This window comes from Dyella sp. SYSU CM1112, from assembly GCF_058216415.1.
Genome location: NZ_JBZEGI010000004.1, coordinates 263,075 through 278,805, shown reverse-complemented (window position 1 = coordinate 278,805; position 15,731 = coordinate 263,075). Strand labels below are relative to the sequence as shown.

17 protein-coding genes are annotated in these 15,731 nt (G+C 60.8%); 8 read left to right on the top strand and 9 right to left on the bottom strand.

Features of this window, described 5'->3' with window-relative positions:
- Positions 1 to 52: 52 nt before the first annotated feature.
- The 3 genes from aceB to AC4HNJ_RS08610 all read left to right on the top strand — a co-directional run bounded on the left by aceB (position 53) and on the right by AC4HNJ_RS08610 (position 3,580).
- Entirely contained in the window at positions 53 to 1,648 is a 1,596-nt protein-coding gene (gene aceB / locus AC4HNJ_RS08620; protein ID WP_490479140.1) for a malate synthase A, read from the top strand.
- A 36-nt stretch (positions 1,649 to 1,684) separates the two neighbouring features.
- Positions 1,685 to 2,980, top strand: coding sequence for an isocitrate lyase (gene aceA, locus AC4HNJ_RS08615; protein WP_490479139.1), 1,296 nt, complete (start codon positions 1,685 to 1,687; stop codon positions 2,978 to 2,980).
- 261 nt (positions 2,981 to 3,241) lie between these two features.
- Positions 3,242 to 3,580, top strand: a complete 339-nt coding sequence (locus AC4HNJ_RS08610; RefSeq protein WP_490479138.1) for an endonuclease domain-containing protein — start codon at positions 3,242 to 3,244, stop codon at positions 3,578 to 3,580.
- A 112-nt stretch (positions 3,581 to 3,692) separates the two neighbouring features.
- Here the strand turns inward: AC4HNJ_RS08610 and AC4HNJ_RS08605 are convergent, their stop codons facing one another.
- The 3 genes from AC4HNJ_RS08605 to AC4HNJ_RS08595 form a co-directional block, all read right to left on the bottom strand.
- Entirely contained in the window at positions 3,693 to 5,489 is a 1,797-nt protein-coding gene (locus AC4HNJ_RS08605; protein WP_490479137.1) for a cation:proton antiporter, read from the bottom strand.
- A 61-nt stretch (positions 5,490 to 5,550) separates the two neighbouring features.
- A complete protein-coding gene (locus tag AC4HNJ_RS08600) occupies positions 5,551 to 7,065 on the bottom strand; it encodes a YifB family Mg chelatase-like AAA ATPase (RefSeq protein WP_490479136.1) in 1,515 nt (504 codons plus the stop codon).
- Between the two features lie 141 nt (positions 7,066 to 7,206).
- Positions 7,207 to 7,464 carry an accessory factor UbiK family protein gene (locus AC4HNJ_RS08595; RefSeq protein ID WP_490479135.1) on the bottom strand — a complete coding sequence of 86 codons (258 nt, stop codon included), beginning with the start codon at positions 7,462 to 7,464 and terminating at the stop codon, positions 7,207 to 7,209.
- Positions 7,465 to 7,638: 174 nt separating this feature from the next.
- Here AC4HNJ_RS08595 and glnK point away from each other — a divergent pair, with 174 nt between their 5' ends.
- Positions 7,639 to 7,977, top strand: a complete 339-nt coding sequence (gene glnK / locus AC4HNJ_RS08590) for a P-II family nitrogen regulator (RefSeq protein WP_490479134.1) — start codon at positions 7,639 to 7,641, stop codon at positions 7,975 to 7,977.
- A gap of 1 nt (position 7,978) precedes the next feature.
- Here the strand turns inward: glnK and AC4HNJ_RS08585 are convergent, their stop codons facing one another.
- Together AC4HNJ_RS08585 and gpmA are read right to left on the bottom strand one after the other, a co-directional pair.
- Positions 7,979 to 8,518 carry a CcdC protein domain-containing protein gene (locus tag AC4HNJ_RS08585; RefSeq protein ID WP_490479133.1) on the bottom strand — a complete coding sequence of 180 codons (540 nt, stop codon included), beginning with the start codon at positions 8,516 to 8,518 and terminating at the stop codon, positions 7,979 to 7,981.
- A gap of 141 nt (positions 8,519 to 8,659) precedes the next feature.
- A complete protein-coding gene (gpmA, locus tag AC4HNJ_RS08580; protein ID WP_490479132.1) occupies positions 8,660 to 9,403 on the bottom strand; it encodes a 2,3-diphosphoglycerate-dependent phosphoglycerate mutase in 744 nt (247 codons plus the stop codon).
- Between the two features lie 147 nt (positions 9,404 to 9,550).
- Here gpmA and AC4HNJ_RS08575 point away from each other — a divergent pair, with 147 nt between their 5' ends.
- Entirely contained in the window at positions 9,551 to 10,186 is a 636-nt protein-coding gene (locus AC4HNJ_RS08575) for a DUF4097 family beta strand repeat-containing protein (protein WP_490479131.1), read from the top strand.
- Between the two features lie 12 nt (positions 10,187 to 10,198).
- Here AC4HNJ_RS08575 and hemF read toward each other — a convergent pair whose 3' ends face one another.
- Positions 10,199 to 11,104, bottom strand: coding sequence for an oxygen-dependent coproporphyrinogen oxidase (gene hemF, locus AC4HNJ_RS08570; RefSeq protein WP_490479130.1), 906 nt, complete (start codon positions 11,102 to 11,104; stop codon positions 10,199 to 10,201).
- Between the two features lie 137 nt (positions 11,105 to 11,241).
- On the opposite strand from hemF, the gene AC4HNJ_RS08565 reads away from it, so the two are divergent.
- Genes AC4HNJ_RS08565 through AC4HNJ_RS08555 form a run of 3 tightly spaced genes read left to right on the top strand, consistent with a single transcriptional unit; the run spans position 11,242 to position 14,002 of the window.
- The gene (locus AC4HNJ_RS08565; protein ID WP_490479129.1) at positions 11,242 to 12,456 is read left to right on the top strand and encodes a beta-ketoacyl-[acyl-carrier-protein] synthase family protein; all 1,215 of its coding nucleotides are present in this window, start codon (positions 11,242 to 11,244) and stop codon (positions 12,454 to 12,456) included.
- Complete coding sequence (locus AC4HNJ_RS08560) at positions 12,453 to 13,241, top strand: beta-ketoacyl synthase chain length factor (RefSeq protein WP_490479128.1); 789 nt, start codon at positions 12,453 to 12,455, stop codon at positions 13,239 to 13,241. Before AC4HNJ_RS08565 ends, AC4HNJ_RS08560 begins: the two co-directional genes overlap by 4 nt.
- Positions 13,238 to 14,002: a glycosyltransferase family 2 protein gene (locus AC4HNJ_RS08555; protein ID WP_490479127.1), complete on the top strand. Its 765-nt coding sequence runs from the start codon at positions 13,238 to 13,240 to the stop codon at positions 14,000 to 14,002. Before AC4HNJ_RS08560 ends, AC4HNJ_RS08555 begins: the two co-directional genes overlap by 4 nt.
- 20 nt (positions 14,003 to 14,022) lie before the next feature.
- Here AC4HNJ_RS08555 and AC4HNJ_RS08550 read toward each other — a convergent pair whose 3' ends face one another.
- Genes AC4HNJ_RS08550 through AC4HNJ_RS08540 form a run of 3 tightly spaced genes read right to left on the bottom strand, consistent with a single transcriptional unit; the run spans position 14,023 to position 15,714 of the window.
- On the bottom strand, positions 14,023 to 14,457 hold the full coding sequence (locus AC4HNJ_RS08550) for a hotdog family protein (protein WP_490479126.1): 435 nt from the start codon (positions 14,455 to 14,457) through the stop codon (positions 14,023 to 14,025).
- A 1-nt stretch (position 14,458) separates the two neighbouring features.
- Complete coding sequence (locus AC4HNJ_RS08545) at positions 14,459 to 15,403, bottom strand: lysophospholipid acyltransferase family protein (protein WP_490479125.1); 945 nt, start codon at positions 15,401 to 15,403, stop codon at positions 14,459 to 14,461.
- Entirely contained in the window at positions 15,400 to 15,714 is a 315-nt protein-coding gene (locus tag AC4HNJ_RS08540; RefSeq protein ID WP_490479124.1) for an ApeI family dehydratase, read from the bottom strand. Before AC4HNJ_RS08540 ends, AC4HNJ_RS08545 begins: the two co-directional genes overlap by 4 nt.
- Positions 15,715 to 15,731: the final 17 nt, after the last annotated feature.

The following is a 15,731-nucleotide window of genomic DNA, read 5'->3' as shown; positions in this document are numbered from 1 at the left end:
CTGATGACTAGCTTCCCACCACACGCTCTTGTGACGGTAGGTGGAGAAGCAGATGGCAGTACCTAGCGAAAAATTCGTGAGTCGGCCGGCTGAAGTGCATGCGGATGGCGCCGGCTATGCCGAGATCCTGACCCCGGAGGCGCTGGCTTTTCTGGCGCGCCTGCATCGTTTTGCGGAGCCCCGGCGCCAGCAGTTGTTGGCGGCGCGCCGGCAGCGGCAGGCCCGCTATGACGCGGGGGCGTTGCCGGATTTCCGGCCGGATACGCGCGCCATTCGGGAGGCGGACTGGACGGTGGCGCCGATTCCCGCTGCGCTGCGGGATCGCCGGGTGGAGATCACCGGGCCGGTGGAGCGGAAGATGATCATCAATGCCCTGAATTCCGGGGCGAAGGTGTTCATGGCGGATTTCGAGGATTCCTCGGCGCCGAGTTTCCGGAATCAACTGGACGGCCAGGTGAACCTGCGCGACGCAGTGGCCGGCACGCTGGCGTATCGCTCGCCGGAGGGCAAGGACTATCGCGTGGGGCCGGATCCGGCGGTGTTGGTGGTTAGGCCACGCGGATGGCATTTGCCGGAACGGCACATCACGGTGGATGGCGAACCGATGGCCGGTGCGCTGGTGGATTTTGGGCTGTATGCGTTTCATAACGCACTTGCGCTGGATGCGCAGGATCTCGGCCCGTATTTCTATCTGCCCAAGCTGGAAGCCATGGAAGAAGCCGTGCTGTGGAATGAGGTGATGGCGCTGGCCGAGGATGAGTTGGGGCTGCCCTACGGCACGATGAAGGCGACGGTGCTGATCGAAACGCTGCCGGCCGTGTTCCAGATGCACGAGATTTTGCATGCATTGCGTGAGCGCGCCGTGGGCCTGAACTGCGGTCGCTGGGATTACATTTTTTCGTATCTGAAAACCTTCCGTCGCCATCGCGACCGCTTGCTGCCGGAACGCGGGCAGGTGGTGATGACGGTGCCGTTCTTGAAGGCGTATTCGGAACTGCTGATTCAAACCTGTCATCGTCGCGGCGCATTCGCGATGGGCGGCATGGCGGCGCAGATTCCGATCAAAGGTGATGACAACGCCAACGAGCAGGCGATGGCGAAAGTGCGCGCCGATAAATTGCGCGAGGTGCAAGCCGGTCACGATGGCACGTGGGTGGCGCATCCTGCGTTGGTGCCGGTGGCGATGGCGATTTTCGACGCGCACATGCCGACGCCCCATCAGCTGCATGTGAAGCGCGAGGATGTGAAGGCGAATCGCGACATGCTGATTGCGCCGTGTGGCGGCACGATCAGTCGCGCAGGTTTCGACAACAACGTGGACGTGGCACTGCGCTATACCGCCGCGTGGCTGGAAGGACTTGGCTGCGTGCCCATCCACAACCTGATGGAAGACGCCGCTACCGCGGAAATTGCACGCGCGCAGCTGTGGCAGTGGCTGCATCACGGCAGCCTGGAGTTTCCCGATCACGCGCCGATCGATTTCGCGCTGTTCGATCAGGCGCTCACCGCCCATATGCATCGCCTGCAGGAAAGCACGCTACCCGGCGCTCATCGCGCTGCCGATGCGGCGATGCTGCTTTCCACGCTGACGCATGCGGATGAATTGGGTGACTTCCTCACCCTTCCTGCTTACGACCAGCTCGCCTGATCGCGTGCTCGTTCAACTTGTCTGGGAGTAGATGCCATGAAAACACTTTTGCCGACGGCCGAGCAGATTGCGCTGGACTGGAAGAACAATCCGCGTTGGGAGGGAATCCGGCGCCATTACAGCGCGGAAGATGTCGTGCGTTTACGCGGCACGGTTACGGTGGAGCATTCGCTGGCACGTCGTGGTGCGGAACGCTTGTGGAAATCGCTGCATCAGGACGGTTTCGTGAACGCGCTGGGTGCGCTGACGGGCAACCAGGCCATGCAGCAGGTGAAGGCCGGCTTGCAGGCGATTTACCTGAGCGGCTGGCAGGTCGCCGCCGATGCGAACGTGGCGGGCGAGATGTATCCGGATCAATCGCTTTATCCGGCGAATTCGGTGCCATTGGTAGTGAAGCGCATCAACAACACGCTGCTGCGCGCGGATCAGCTGCATCACGCAGAGGGTAAGGATGACATCGATTGGATGGTGCCGATTGTCGCCGATGCCGAGGCAGGCTTCGGTGGTGTACTGAACGCCTTTGAATTGATGAAGGCAATGATTGAGGCGGGGGCAGCGGGCGTGCATTTCGAGGATCAGCTTGCCGCGGTGAAGAAATGTGGCCATATGGGCGGCAAGGTGCTGGTGCCGACGCGCGAGGCGATTGAGAAGTTGAATGCCGCGCGGCTTGCTTCGGATGTGCTTGGGGTGCCGACCTTGGTGGTTGCACGCACGGATGCGGATGCGGCGGATCTGCTGACGTCCGATATCGATGCGAACGACCAGCCATTTACGACGGGTGAGCGCACGGTGGAAGGCTTTTTCCGCGTACGCGCGGGATTGGAGCAGGCTATCAGCCGCGGACTCGCGTATGCGTCGTATGCCGATTTGGTGTGGTGCGAAACCAGCAGGCCGAACCTGGAAGAGGCGCGCCTGTTCGCCGAGGCGATCCATGCGAGGTTTCCCGGCAAGTTGCTGGCTTACAACTGCTCGCCAAGCTTCAACTGGAAGAAGAATCTGGATGACGCGACGATTGCGAAGTTTCAGAGGGAACTGGGTGCGATGGGTTACAAGTTTCAGTTCATCACGCTGGCCGGTTTCCACAGTCTCAATTACGGCATGTTCGAGTTGGCGCATGGTTATGCGCGGCGGCAGATGAGTGCGTTTGTCGAGTTGCAGGAAAAGGAATTCGCGGCAGCCGAGCGGGGCTTTACCGCGGTGAAGCATCAGCGCGAGGTAGGCACGGGTTATTTCGATGCAGTGACGCAGGCGATTCAGCAGGGACAGTCGTCGACAACCGCATTGAAGGGATCGACGGAGGAAGCGCAGTTTCAACGCGTGTCGGCGGCGTGATGGTGTTGTGAGCGCGAGGATCTAGGGCGAGATGGCGCTTTCCCCACCCCGCGCGCAACGGAGGGAGTGGATCCCGACAATGCGAGCTTCGGGGGGTCACTGAGGCTAATCGCCGTGTTACGCCGAGCTGTCCCATTTATACGATCCGTTTTCAGAAGCGCACGTATTGATCCTGGCGCAAGTAGTCGCTCCCTCCCCTGCTTGCGGGGGAGGGTCGGGGTGGGGTAACACAGTCTCGCGATAAAGCAATGGAATTGCCTCATGCATACCAAATGGAAACGTGCGCGGCGACTGCGCCAAGCAAGCACCGATGCAGAGCGGCACTTATGGCGTTTTCTTCGACATAAGAACCTGGCGGATTATAAATTCCGTCGGCAGTATCCGATTGAGCGTTACATCGTCGACTTTGTTTGCATATCTGCGAAGCTGGTAGTCGAGGTCGATGGCAGTCAGCACCTCAGCGCTCTTGTTTACGACGCAGAGCGGACACGAGCGATCGAAGCGGCGGGTTATCGGGTGCTTCGCTTTTGGAATGATGATGTTTTATTGCGGACGGATGGGGTGCTAGAGGCTATCTGGCGAGAGTTGACGGTGCGCTAAAGAACGGATGACCCCACCCCAACCCTCCCCTGCCTGCAGGGGAGGGAGCTATTTCTCGCAACGGTGAAGAGGTTGACATTCAAGCCGGCTCGCATAAATGCCGGCAGATGCATCAGGTTTCTGCTGCGGCATCGGGCGGGACCAACACGATCACTGTCCAGTCCGGTCGCGGGTCGAGTTCGCGCTTTTCTGTTGCGACGCGTAGCGTTTCTTTTTCATCGATGCCGAAAAGCAGAAGTGAGGTGGAGCCGTATTGCTCGATGAAGTGCGGCCAGTCGAAAGTCGTGGTGAGACCGGTGGATTTGATGCGCCAGCCACGTGCGAGCATTTCGGCGAAGCGTGTGTGGATCATGGTGCTTTCGAACAGAGCCGGCACCAGCAGGCGTTCATTGAGCGCAGTGCGGCGATTGCGTTCTTCGGGTGCCAGATTACGCAAGCGATAGACGTTGTCGCGGCCAAATTCCTGCTGGTAGTGCAGGCAGGCAAGCGAATTGCGGTCGCGATGGGTGGAAAGACCGAACATCTGACCGATGCCGGTGAGGTCAAGATGACGGTCAGCGTGGGCCGATGCGGGATTGCCGTAGAACGTGGCAAGTCCTTCCATGCGTGCGCGACGGATGCCATCCCAGTCGTCATCGGCAAGCAGTACCCGGAAGCCGGCATCGTGCAGGGCTTTGCCGATGACGCGTGCTACGACATCGGAACCGAAAATCAGTACCCCGCGCGGCTCGGGCTCCGCCACTTTCAACCATTTTGCGAGTGGACGCGCCGTAGCGCTTTGCAGGACGACGGTGCCGATGATCAGGATGAATACGAGTGGCACGAGCGCTTCACTGCCGGTGATGCCAAGACGCGCGAGGCGCAAGGAAAACAAGGCCGATACAGAGGCGGCAACGATGCCGCGCGGGGCCACCCAGGAAATCAATGCGCATTCGCGCCACGACAGGCCGCTACCGATGCTGGATGCGATGACGGAGACAGGGCGCACCACGCATTGCGCCACCAGAAAGATTGCGATACCCGCCCATAGCATGCCGGATGGCAAGGGCCAGCTCAGACGTGCAGCCAGCAGGATGAACAGCGTGGACACCAGCAGCACCGTGAGGTGCTCTTTGAAGTCGAGGATGTCATCAATGTGCACGTCGCGCATGTTGCCGAGTGCAATACCCATGATGGTGACGGTGAGCAGACCGGAATCGTGCGCCAGTTGATTGCTGAGCGTGAAGGACAACAACACGATGGCGAGTGCACCGAAGTTTTGCAGGTATTCGGGAATGAGTTGGCGACGCAGCAGGAATGCCAGGATCAGTGCCGCAGCGCCGCCGCTTACCGCACCGATGACGACGGTAGAAAAGAAGACGCCGATGGCGTGCCCTTGATGGCGAGACACGATGGCCTCGTAGATCAGCACGGCAAACAGCGCGCCAAGCGGATCGATCACGATGCCTTCCCAGCGCAATGTATTGGCGATGCGCTCATTGGGCCGCAGCGTCCGCAGCATCGGCACGATGACGGTGGGGCCGGTGACGCAGGTCAGTGCGCCGAACAGCAAGGCGATATCCCAGCGCAAACCGGCGAAGTAATGCGCTGCCACGGCGAGCAGCAGTAACGCGATGATGGCGCCGTAGCTCACCAAGCCGCGCACGACGTGGCCGATGCCGACCAGTTCGTGGAAACGCAGCGTGAGGCTGCCTTCAAACAGGATAAGCGCCACAGCCAGGGATACGACGGGGAACAGCAGCGGACCGAGCAGCTTGTCGGGATTCAATACGCCAAACACCGGCCCCAAGAGAATGCCGGCGAGCAGTAGAAACAGGATGGCCGGGAGTTTCACCCGCCAGGCGAGCCACTGCGCAAAGAAGCCAATGGCCAGCATGCCGGTCAGCATCAGGCCGAGTTCGATACTCATGCATGCGCCTCTTGCGGCCATCCGGAATTGCCGCGTTGATGAAGCATAGCCGGGCTTATGTCTAATCCGAGAGGAGAGAAAGGCGCCGGTATTGCAGGGCTTCGGCGAGATGGTGACGCTCCAGCGCAGCTACCCCGTTATCGAGATCGGCGATGGTGCGCGCAACGCGCAAAGTACGGTGATAGGCGCGCGCGGAGAGTCCCAGCCGCTCCAAGGCAGCGTCGAACCATTTGCGCTCGGCCGGGCCGACGGCGCAGTCGCGCTCCAGCTCACGGGTGCTGATTTCGGCATTGGGGCGCCCCGCGCGGGAGAGTGCATGGTGACGTGCACGGATGACGCGCTTGCGCACGGTGGCGGAGTCTTCGGCGTGTGTGGTTCGCGGCGTGCTCAGTTCGGAGAGCGGCATGCCGGGCACGTCGACGCAAAGGTCGATGCGATCGAGCAGCGGACCGGAGATGCGTGCACGATAGCGCTGCACTTGATCAGGTGTGCAGCGGCAGCGTTGGCGCGTGTCCCCGGCGTAACCGCATGGGCACGGGTTCATGGCGGCGACAAGCTGGAACTGCGCAGGAAAGTTCAATTGGCGGGCTGCGCGCGAAATCAGGATCTGGCCCGACTCCATGGGTTCGCGCAGCACTTCCAGCACATGGCGATTGAATTCGGGAAGTTCGTCGAGGAACAGCACGCCGTTGTGCGCAAGAGAGATCTCACCCGGTCGCGGTTGTGATCCCCCGCCCACCAGGGCCACGGCAGAGGCCGTGTGATGCGGGGCACGGAACGGACGGCGACGCCACTGCGCCGGGTCGACGGCTTGGCCTGCCACAGACATGATCGCGCAGGTTTCCAGCGCTTCGGATTCGGACAGGGGCGGAAGGATACCGGGCAGGCGTTCCGCAAGCATGGTCTTGCCGGTGCCTGGCGGCCCGATCAGCAACAAGTGATGGCCACCGACGGCCGCGATCTCCAGTGCGCGCCGTGCCTGCAGCTGTCCGCGCACGTCGATCAGATCGGGGCCTGTATCGTCGGCGCCCAAGGTCAAGGTCGACATGGGCGGCTGCAATTCCTGGGACCCGCGCAACCAGCCGCACACATCGGAAAGCGTGTCAGCGACGCGTACGTCGACTTCGGAAATGAGCGCCGCTTCCTCGGCATTGGCACGCGGGACGATCACACGGCGCCCCCTTGCGCGGGCTCGCAGGAGCGCTGGCAACACGCCGGAAACCGGGCGCAATTGTCCGGAAAGGGCTAGTTCACCTAGGAATTCGCAATCGTCGAGCTTTTCGCGGGGGACCTGATTACCGGCGGCGAGAATGCCAAGTGCGATCGCCAGATCGAAACGGCCGCCGTCCTTGGGTAATTCGGCGGGCGCCAGGTTCACGGTCACCTTGCGGTTGGGGTATTCAAAGGCGGCGCTCTGGATCGCCACGCGCACGCGGTCGCGCGCTTCGCGTACCGCCGCTTCCGGCAGGCCGACAATGCTGGTGCCCGGCAGACCGCCGGACAGGTGTACTTCCACCATGACCTGCGGCGCGGCGACACCCTCCTGGGCCCGACTTAGCGTGACGGCCAGGCTCATGAGGAAACGGGGCGACCCATATGGCAGGAGTCGATTGAGCGGTCCATCGAGCGACTCCATGCAAAACGAAGTGCAATGAAAACGGCCGTCCCCGATTCCTTGGGGTGATGGTGACGAATCGGGGACGGCTACCGAAACCGGCTATGCCCCTTGAGTCGGCACGCGGGCCTCCAATTCGGCCACGCGCTTTTCGAGTTCCTCGACCCGGGCACGCGTACGTGCCAGAACCTGGGTCTGAACGTCGAACTCCTCTCGGGTAACCAGCTCGAGATGGCGCAGTCCCTGCGCCAGGATATCGTGAAAATTAGCGCGCAAATCCTTGTGCGCGTCTACCATCCCTGGCGGTACCAACGAGACAAGTCGCTGGGCAATTTGGTCGATATCCTGCCTCCCCATCATGGTAGGCACCTCGAACTCGTCAGCGTGAAGTTTAGGTATAAATGGGAAAGCGGCACCATCAGCGAGCTCCGTCAGAGTTTGTAGGAATTTTCCTACAAGGCGGGACATTCTGCTTTCCGGCAGGATGTATGCTTCGCAGCCGCGACAAGGCCCGTCGGCCGCCGAGGAAAATCCATGAAATTGGTTGTGGCGATCATCAAGCCGTTCAAGTTGGACGATGTCCGCGAAGCGCTGGCCGAGGCGGGTGTGCAAGGCATCACGGTCACCGAGGTCAAGGGATTCGGCCGTCAGAAAGGCCATACCGAACTTTACCGCGGCGCCGAGTATGTGGTCGATTTCCTGCCCAAGATTAAGCTGGAAGTGGCTGTCAGCGACGACCAGCTGGACCGCGTGGTGGAAGCCATCAGTCAATCGGCCCGCACCGGCAAGATCGGTGACGGCAAGATTTTCGTCAGCAGTTTGGAGCAGGTCATCCGGATCCGCACCGGCGAGCTGGATCACGACGCCCTTTGAGTCAGTTCGGCAGGCCTGGCCGGTTGCGCACTACGCGCTGATGGTGGATCAATAGGCCGGTGAAGTAGCAGATGTAGTAGGCCACGAATAAACCGAACATGGCCAAGGTCAGTGGGCTCTGGCCCATGGCGGGGCCATGGATGGGCGGCGTGGCGCCAGTCGGGTCCTGCATTTGCGGCGCGAGCATGGAAAAACGCCATAGCAGGCGAATCAGAAACAGGGCGGTGACCAGCGCGCCGATGTAGGGGTTGGGTACGTAGCAATCGCCTTTTACCGGATCCAGCTCAAAACGACTGAGCCGCAGACCCAACAGGCCGAGCGCCGCACCTGCCACGATCCCTCCTCCCAATCCTGACAGCAGCCGTAGGTCGTGCATGGCAACAGGTACGATCAGCACAGCCAGCAAGGCAAAGATCACGACGCGACCGATCATCCGTTTCCGCTGGATCGGTTGCAGACCGAATTGACGCCGAACACGCCGCCATACGACCCACGCGACGACGGGAATCAAGGCCAGCGGCATGGTGAAATGCGGTGCCATGGTGTCTGTCCCGTACCTGGAGAAGTGCGGACAGCATACTTGTGCCGCTATGACAGTCGACTGACGCTTGTCATGTCTTTTAGACGCTGCCCAAACTGACTGCACCGCCTTTTGGACAGCTTTCTATACGCAAGGAGTGGGCTACTTGGCTTTGCCCTGGTTGGCCACGGCCGCCATCTTTGCGGCGATGGCATCGGCATCGCCGAGATAGTAATGACGCATGGGCTTCAGCTGACCGTCGAATTCATAAACCAGCGGCACGCCATTGGGAATGTTCAATTCCACGATGTCCTGGTCGGAAATGTTATCGAGATACTTCACCAGTGCGCGAATCGAATTGCCGTGCGCAACCAGCAGCACGCGCTGACCGCTGCGAATGGCCGGCGCCAGCACTTCGTCCCAGTACGGCAGCACGCGGGCGACGGTGTCCTTGAGGCACTCGGTGTCCGGAATAAGCTTGGGATCGAGGTTGGCGTAGCGTGGATCGCTCAAGGAGGGGTTTGACCCGTGTGCCAGCGACGGCGGCGGAATGTCGTAGCTGCGGCGCCAGATCTTGACCTGCTCTTCGCCATACTTGGCTGCGGTTTCCGCCTTGTTGAGACCCGTGAGGCCGCCGTAGTGACGCTCATTGAGGCGCCAGTCGGTCAACACCGGAATCCACATCAAGTCCATCGCATCCTGCACATGCCATAGCGTACGAACGGCGCGCTTGAGCACGGATGTATGCGCGACATCGAAGTGATATCCCTCCTGCACCAGCAGTCGGCCCGCTTCGCGTGCTTCTGCCGCGCCCTGCTCGGTGATGTCGACATCAGCCCAGCCGCTGAAGCGATTTTCCAGATTCCATTGCGATTGGCCGTGACGGATGAGTACGAGCTTATGCATAGTCGTTTCGGGTGGATGAGCGAGGCAATGAGCGAATGGTGAAGCCCATGCCTAACTCCGTCAATTCCCAGCCCTGCCGAAAGTCACGCTAAACCGTGGCGCGCATTCGCGCATCCAATCGGCAACTATCCCTGTCAGGAGTTTCCCATGCGTCTTGCAGCACTGATCTTTGTAATGCTTTTGCCCCTGGCGGCAACGGCTCAGGACATTGAGAAGGTCAATGGCACGGTATCGGTGTCTTCCGGCCAACATGTTGGTGACGTGCATAGTGTCAAAGGCTCGGTCGATATCGGCGATGGCGCGGTGGTGGAAGACGCCAGCACGGTGAACGGTTCGGTCCACCTTGGCCCGAAAGCGCAAGCCAACGCGCTGCACACGGTCAACGGTGCCATTACCCTCGGCAGCGACAGCCAGGTACGCGGGGCTGTACAAAGCACCAATGGTGGCATTTCGCTGGATCCCGGCGCGGATGTAACGGGCGGCGTTGCCAACGTCAACGGCGCCATCACGCTTGATCATGCGCACGTGGGCGGTCGCATCGAGACCACCAGTGGCGACATTCATGTTGGGGAAAACTCCCGCGTGGATGGCGGCATCCTCGTCAACGAGCAACATGGATGGGGTGGATTCAACCGGCCCCCGCATATCGTGATCGGACCACACGCGATCGTGCGCGGTACGCTGGAGTTTGATCGTGACGTGGTACTCCAAGTCAGCAACACGGCGCAGATCGGCCCCGTCAAAGGCGCCACACCGCAGCGCTTTAACGGGTCGACGCCCTGACCCACCGACCGTTCATAGCCAGTCGCGCGGCTTCAGGTAATCGGCGAGCCGCGCCTCGGCGGAACCTTCCTCCGGCTGGTAGGCGTACTGAAAACGCACGCGCGGCGGCAGGCTCATCAGGATGGACTCGGTGCGACCGCCGGACTGCAGGCCGAACAAGGTGCCACGGTCGTATATCAGATTGAATTCAACGTAGCGGCCACGTCGGTATAGCTGAAACTCGCGTTCGCGTTCGCCGTAGGGTATGTCTTTACGGCGTTCAATGATGGGCAGGTAGGCATCCAGGAAACCCTGCCCCACGGCTTGCGTAAAGGCAAGGCAACGTTCAAATCCACCTTCGCTGAGATCATCGTAGAACAAGCCACCCACGCCACGTGTTTCACCGCGATGCTTCAGATAGAAGTATTCATCGCACCGCTTTTTATAACGCGGATAGACATCATCGCCATAAGGTGCGCATAGGTCTCGGGCGACGGTGTGCCAGTGCAGCACGTCTTCGTCGAAGGGATAGAACGGCGTGAGATCGAAACCTCCGCCAAACCACCACGCTGGTTCGACACCTTCCTTGCTTGCCTCGAAGTAGCGAACGTTGGCATGCGTGGTCGGCGCATAGGGATTGCGTGGATGCAGCACGAGCGATACGCCAGTCGCCACGAAACTGCCACCCGTCAACTGCGGTCGGTGGGTGGTGGCGGCAGGCGGCAGCTTATCGCCGTACACCAGCGAGAAATTGACTCCGGCCTGCTCAAACACGGCGCCTTCACTGAGCACTCGCGTGCGACCGCCGCCGCCCGCGGCACGCGTCCAGGCGTCTTCGACGAATCGGGCATGGCCGTCCACCTGCTCGACCGCACGGCAGATCCGATCCTGCAAATCGCGCAAGAAATGCTCAACACTTTCCACTTGCTGGCTGCTCATCATTTTTCCTGTTACGGATCACCCCTGAAGCTTAGCAAGGCATCACGCAGATTGACGCGATGCGACAGCGTGAACGGCGGCCACCAGGATTCTCCCTGGCCCTAGGCAAGCTCCTGAGCCGTCGCTAGGCTCATGACATGCGTGTGACAACCCTCCCGCTCGCCCTATCGGCCTTTACTGTGACATCCGCACTGGGGCCTGGCCTGATCGATCACCTGACTGCCTTGCGCGAACAGCGCAGCGGCCTGCGCATCAACGACTTCGGGGACACACCGTTGCCGTGCTGGATCGGACGCGTCGATGATCTGGAAACGGTATCGCTGCCTGCCGAATATGCATCGTGGGACTGTCGCAACAATCGGCTTGCCTGGCTTGGACTCAATCAAGATGGTTTTCTTGATCGTGTAAAGGCGGCATGCCAACGCTATGGGAACGATCGCATCGCACTTCTCCTAGGCACCTCGACCGCCAGCATAGGTGCTACCGAAGAGGCCTATCGTCATCTGGACAGTGACGGGCAATTTCGAGCAGACCTGCGTCAGACCCATCTCCACACGCCGCATTCGCTCACGGCATTCGTGGCGGCCGCGCTGGCTATCGGCGGGCCCTGCCTGACCATTTCCACCGCGTGCTCCTCCAGTGCGAAAGTCTTCGCGAGCGCAGAGCGCCTTATCCGGCTTGGAGTGGTCGACGCCGCAATAGTGGGTGGCGTCGATTCGCTTTGCTACAGCGTGCTGTATGGCTTCAATGCGCTTGAACTGGTGTCGCCCGAACCATGTCGCCCGTTCGATGCGGCGCGGCGCGGCATATCGATTGGAGAAGCCGCTGGTTTTGCGCTACTGGAACGCGTGGATGCCTGCCCGCAGGCAGCGCTGCAATTGCGCGGCTATGGTGAATCCAGCGATGCCCATCACATGTCCACCCCCGATCCGGATGGAGCCGGTGCGGAACTCGCGTTGCGCGAGGCGCTGCTGCGCGCAGGCATCACGGCGGCAGAGGTGGACTACATCAACCTGCATGGTACTGCGAGCCAGAAGAACGATGCGATGGAAATGGCGCTGGTCGCTCGTCTGTTTCCCTCCACGACACGCGTCAGTTCCACCAAGGGACTGACCGGGCATACGCTCGGTGCGGCAGGTATTTTGGAAGCCGCCATCGCATGTCTTGCCTTGCAGGAAGGCTTCGTGCCGTGCAACGCAGGCGTCATGACCCCCGACCCGGCCTGCTCGGCACACTTTGCATGGCACAACGAAGCGCAATCGCTGCGCGTAGCGCTTAGTCACTCCTTCGGGTTTGGCGGCAGCAATACCTGCCTGGTGTTTTCCTACGCGCCGGAGAGGATTCAAGCATGAATCCGTGGCGCGTTTCCGTCGAAGGAATCGGCCTGTGGTCGCCCGCACTGGCAAATTTCGATGCTTTTTGCCGCCTTCTTGCTGGCGAGGAACCCGGTACACCGATGCACCGTCCGCATGCATCGATCTTGTCACCCCATGAACGACGGCGCGCGCCAGAAAGTGTCTTGGTCGCCGTCGAGGTAGCGCAGCAAGCCGTGAATATGAGTCGGCACGCGCCTGATAGTCTGGCTTGCGTGTTCGCCTCGGCCTATGGCGATCAGGCGACCACCGATTACATGTGCCGTATCCTGGCCCAAGCCGCTACTGAATTTTCACCGACACGCTTCCACAATTCCGTCCATAACGCGACGGCGGGCTATTGGACGATTGCAACGCGTTGTCGCGCCCCATCCAGCGCCGTGTGCGGGGGGAGCGCAAGCTTTGGAGCCGGCCTGATTGAAGCTGCTGCCCAAGCATGCGTGGAACAACGCCCGGTGTTGTTGGTTTGCAGCGACACCGCAGGCGCGGGGCCATTGGGCGACCTGACCGGGTGCAAGCTCACGCTGGGTTGCGCACTGGTCTTATCACCGGATCACGACATAGGTATGGGATTGCGCCTCAATCCCCTGCATGCTCCTTCCCGACATCCCCCGTTACCGGCGATGTGCACAACCTGGATGCACCACAACCCTTCAGCGGCTTGTTTGCCATTACTGGCTATGCTGGCTCGCGGCACAGGTGAATGCGTGATCGCAGCGTCCGAACGGCTTGGGTTGCAGGTGCAACTGGAGGTTCCCGCATGAGCGATGCATTGCGTTGGTGCGTGCTGATCCCATGCCTGAATGAAGAAAAAGCGATTGGCACGGTCGTGAGGTCGGTATTAAAACTCGGCGTGCCCGTCATCGTCATTGACGATGGCTCCGACGATCGCACACCTGACATCGTCAGCGCATTACCGGTCACGCTACTGCGCCACACTCATCGCCAAGGCAAAGGCGAAGCGCTGCGCACTGGGTTCCGGGAGGCACTTCGACAAGGTTTTGACGCGGTGGTGACCATGGATGGCGATGGACAACATGCTGCCGAAGATATTCCGCGCCTGGTCGACGTAGGTCGGCGCTTTCCCGATCACATCGTAATTGGTGCCCGACTCTTGCAACGCGAGCAGCAACCCAAGGGACGCCGCCGCGCCAACGCCCTTGCTGATTGGGGTATCTCATGGGCTTGCGCGCAGCCGGTGGCCGATACCCAGAGCGGCCAGCGCTGGTATCCGCGCAGCGCCTTCGACCTGGTGGAGCTGAACGCCCAAAACTTCGTATTCGAAGCGGCTGTACTGATTGCCGCATCGCGCGAAAAGGGACTCGGTATAGTGTCTGTACCAATTGCCTCGCGCTATGAAGGAGCCTTTCGCCTGAGTCATTTCAGCCCGGTGCGCGATATCGCGCGCATCACGTTTTATACCGCCGGGAGAGTCTTTCACTATGGCAAAGTCTGGGCGAGCTACACCCGCTCACGGGCGGCACCCTTGGTCGTCGACGACACCTACTCGCGTCGCGCTACCTGACGACATGGAACGAAGAGGCGTCACACCGCCGTGTACATCACCATGACGCGACCCGAAGCCAGAACCCGGTCACGCTGCCCAACCTCGAAGGCATAGTTTGCGCCATATTCATCGGCGGCGACGCATTCAGCATGGACGTCTAGCCGTCCATGCGCCATATCGATGTATTCAACGGCGAGCTGCACATCACGCAGACTTACCAGCCGCCCCGATCGCCTGCGTGCATCATCACGCGCATGCGTCAGCAAGGCACCATGCACAGCTGCAGCTTGTGCCCCGTATTCGGCCAGATGCACGGCGTGCAACCCGTTGTGACTGATTAATGGATGATTGGATAACTCATGTCGCTCGCCGATAGCATGGATGGTGAGCGCGTCCCACTCGATGACTGCATCGAGCAAGGCCATCGCACCTGCGTGCGGAATCAAGTTGGCCCAGGCTCGCGCTGTCAGCAACTCAAGCCTCCCGCATCGCCCGGCGGACCGGTTCCTGCACCGGGGTGATTTCCTGCTGCCAGAAATCGTAGAAATTGAACCAGTTGTACGGCTCCAGCCGCGCGTAATGCTCCAGGCGCTGTGCGTAGCGCTGGAGGATATCGTCCAAGGCCTGATGGCGTGCATCACGTGGAATCTCGACGCGCTCCATGAAAGGCTCGAAATTCAGCGCATAGCGACGGCCGCCGCGATACAGTCCGAAGCACAGCATGACCGGCACTTGCAACGTGTTCGCCAGCAGCCACGGCCCGATCGGAAACGGTGCGGGATGGCCAAGGAAATCGACGCGATGCAGTGTTTCGTGCGAACGCCCTCGATCAGCCAGCAAGGCGACCATGCCGCCAGCCTGGCAGGTTTCCGCCATCGCCAAGGTCACTCCCGCACCGCCCCGCGAAACATCGATCACGGCCGCCCCTACTTCCGGAGCCAGGGCTTCCAGCAGCTCGGTCATCGCTGGGGTTTTTTGTTTATCGAGCAGAACGCGCAACGGTGCAGTCGGGCAGCGCGCCGCGAGCGTGCGCAATACTTCGAAGCTTCCCTGGTGTGACCCCACCAGCAATACGCCACGCCCTTCCGTCAGGTAGTGCTGAAGCTGTTCGATCCCACTGACTTCGATCTCGAAATCGCGCTCGCCATGTGCGAGCAGATAGATCCGGTCCAGCAGAGTCGCTGCAAAAAAATAGATATGCCTGAATACCTGTCCCGTACTCGCAGGGCGCCCGAATACACGCGTAAGGTATTCGCGTGAAGCGCGGCGCTCATCGCTCCGCCGCAAGAGGTAGTACAACGTGATCGGATACAGGCAGAACCGCATGAAGCCACGACCGAAGCGCAAGGCAGCAGCGACCAGCACGCCCAGCCAGAATCGATTGCCGCCCTCACGCTGATTCTGCCAATGGCCGCTCATGACGCCCCCTCGACGATACCGCGTGCAATGAGCTGATCTTTCCGGCGCATTTCAAAACGAACGCAGCCGGAGATTTGCATCAACCTGAGCTCCACGGATTCATCGGGCTGAAGCGGCGCCAGAAACTTCGCTTCGCGCACACGCACCATACGCTGGTCGCGCCATGCACGCAGACCGTTTGCGACCTGCTCAAGCAACAGTACGCCAGGTACGACAGGATGATCCGGAAAGTGCCCTGGCAGGCACGGATGGCTTGGCGCTATGTGGAACGTCGTTTGGTACATGGCGTCGCTTACGTTGCGCTGATCCATGTGAAAGTCGCTGCTGG

What these genes read in the sequence shown, in the direction of transcription:
- aceB (WP_490479140.1), top strand. Translation starts at nt 53, where the DNA reads ATGGCAGTACCTAGCGAAAAATTCGTGAGTCGGCCGGCTGAAGTGCAT.
- aceA (WP_490479139.1), top strand. Translation starts at nt 1,685, where the DNA reads ATGAAAACACTTTTGCCGACGGCCGAGCAGATTGCGCTGGACTGGAAG.
- AC4HNJ_RS08610 (WP_490479138.1), top strand. Translation starts at nt 3,242, where the DNA reads ATGCATACCAAATGGAAACGTGCGCGGCGACTGCGCCAAGCAAGCACC.
- AC4HNJ_RS08605 (WP_490479137.1), bottom strand. Translation starts at nt 5,489, where the DNA reads ATGAGTATCGAACTCGGCCTGATGCTGACCGGCATGCTGGCCATTGGC.
- AC4HNJ_RS08600 (WP_490479136.1), bottom strand. Translation starts at nt 7,065, where the DNA reads ATGAGCCTGGCCGTCACGCTAAGTCGGGCCCAGGAGGGTGTCGCCGCG.
- AC4HNJ_RS08595 (WP_490479135.1), bottom strand. Translation starts at nt 7,464, where the DNA reads ATGATGGGGAGGCAGGATATCGACCAAATTGCCCAGCGACTTGTCTCG.
- glnK (WP_490479134.1), top strand. Translation starts at nt 7,639, where the DNA reads ATGAAATTGGTTGTGGCGATCATCAAGCCGTTCAAGTTGGACGATGTC.
- AC4HNJ_RS08585 (WP_490479133.1), bottom strand. Translation starts at nt 8,518, where the DNA reads ATGGCACCGCATTTCACCATGCCGCTGGCCTTGATTCCCGTCGTCGCG.
- gpmA (WP_490479132.1), bottom strand. Translation starts at nt 9,403, where the DNA reads ATGCATAAGCTCGTACTCATCCGTCACGGCCAATCGCAATGGAATCTG.
- AC4HNJ_RS08575 (WP_490479131.1), top strand. Translation starts at nt 9,551, where the DNA reads ATGCGTCTTGCAGCACTGATCTTTGTAATGCTTTTGCCCCTGGCGGCA.
- hemF (WP_490479130.1), bottom strand. Translation starts at nt 11,104, where the DNA reads ATGAGCAGCCAGCAAGTGGAAAGTGTTGAGCATTTCTTGCGCGATTTG.
- AC4HNJ_RS08565 (WP_490479129.1), top strand. Translation starts at nt 11,242, where the DNA reads ATGCGTGTGACAACCCTCCCGCTCGCCCTATCGGCCTTTACTGTGACA.
- AC4HNJ_RS08560 (WP_490479128.1), top strand. Translation starts at nt 12,453, where the DNA reads ATGAATCCGTGGCGCGTTTCCGTCGAAGGAATCGGCCTGTGGTCGCCC.
- AC4HNJ_RS08555 (WP_490479127.1), top strand. Translation starts at nt 13,238, where the DNA reads ATGAGCGATGCATTGCGTTGGTGCGTGCTGATCCCATGCCTGAATGAA.
- AC4HNJ_RS08545 (WP_490479125.1), bottom strand. Translation starts at nt 15,403, where the DNA reads ATGAGCGGCCATTGGCAGAATCAGCGTGAGGGCGGCAATCGATTCTGG.
- AC4HNJ_RS08540 (WP_490479124.1), bottom strand. Translation starts at nt 15,714, where the DNA reads ATGGATCAGCGCAACGTAAGCGACGCCATGTACCAAACGACGTTCCAC.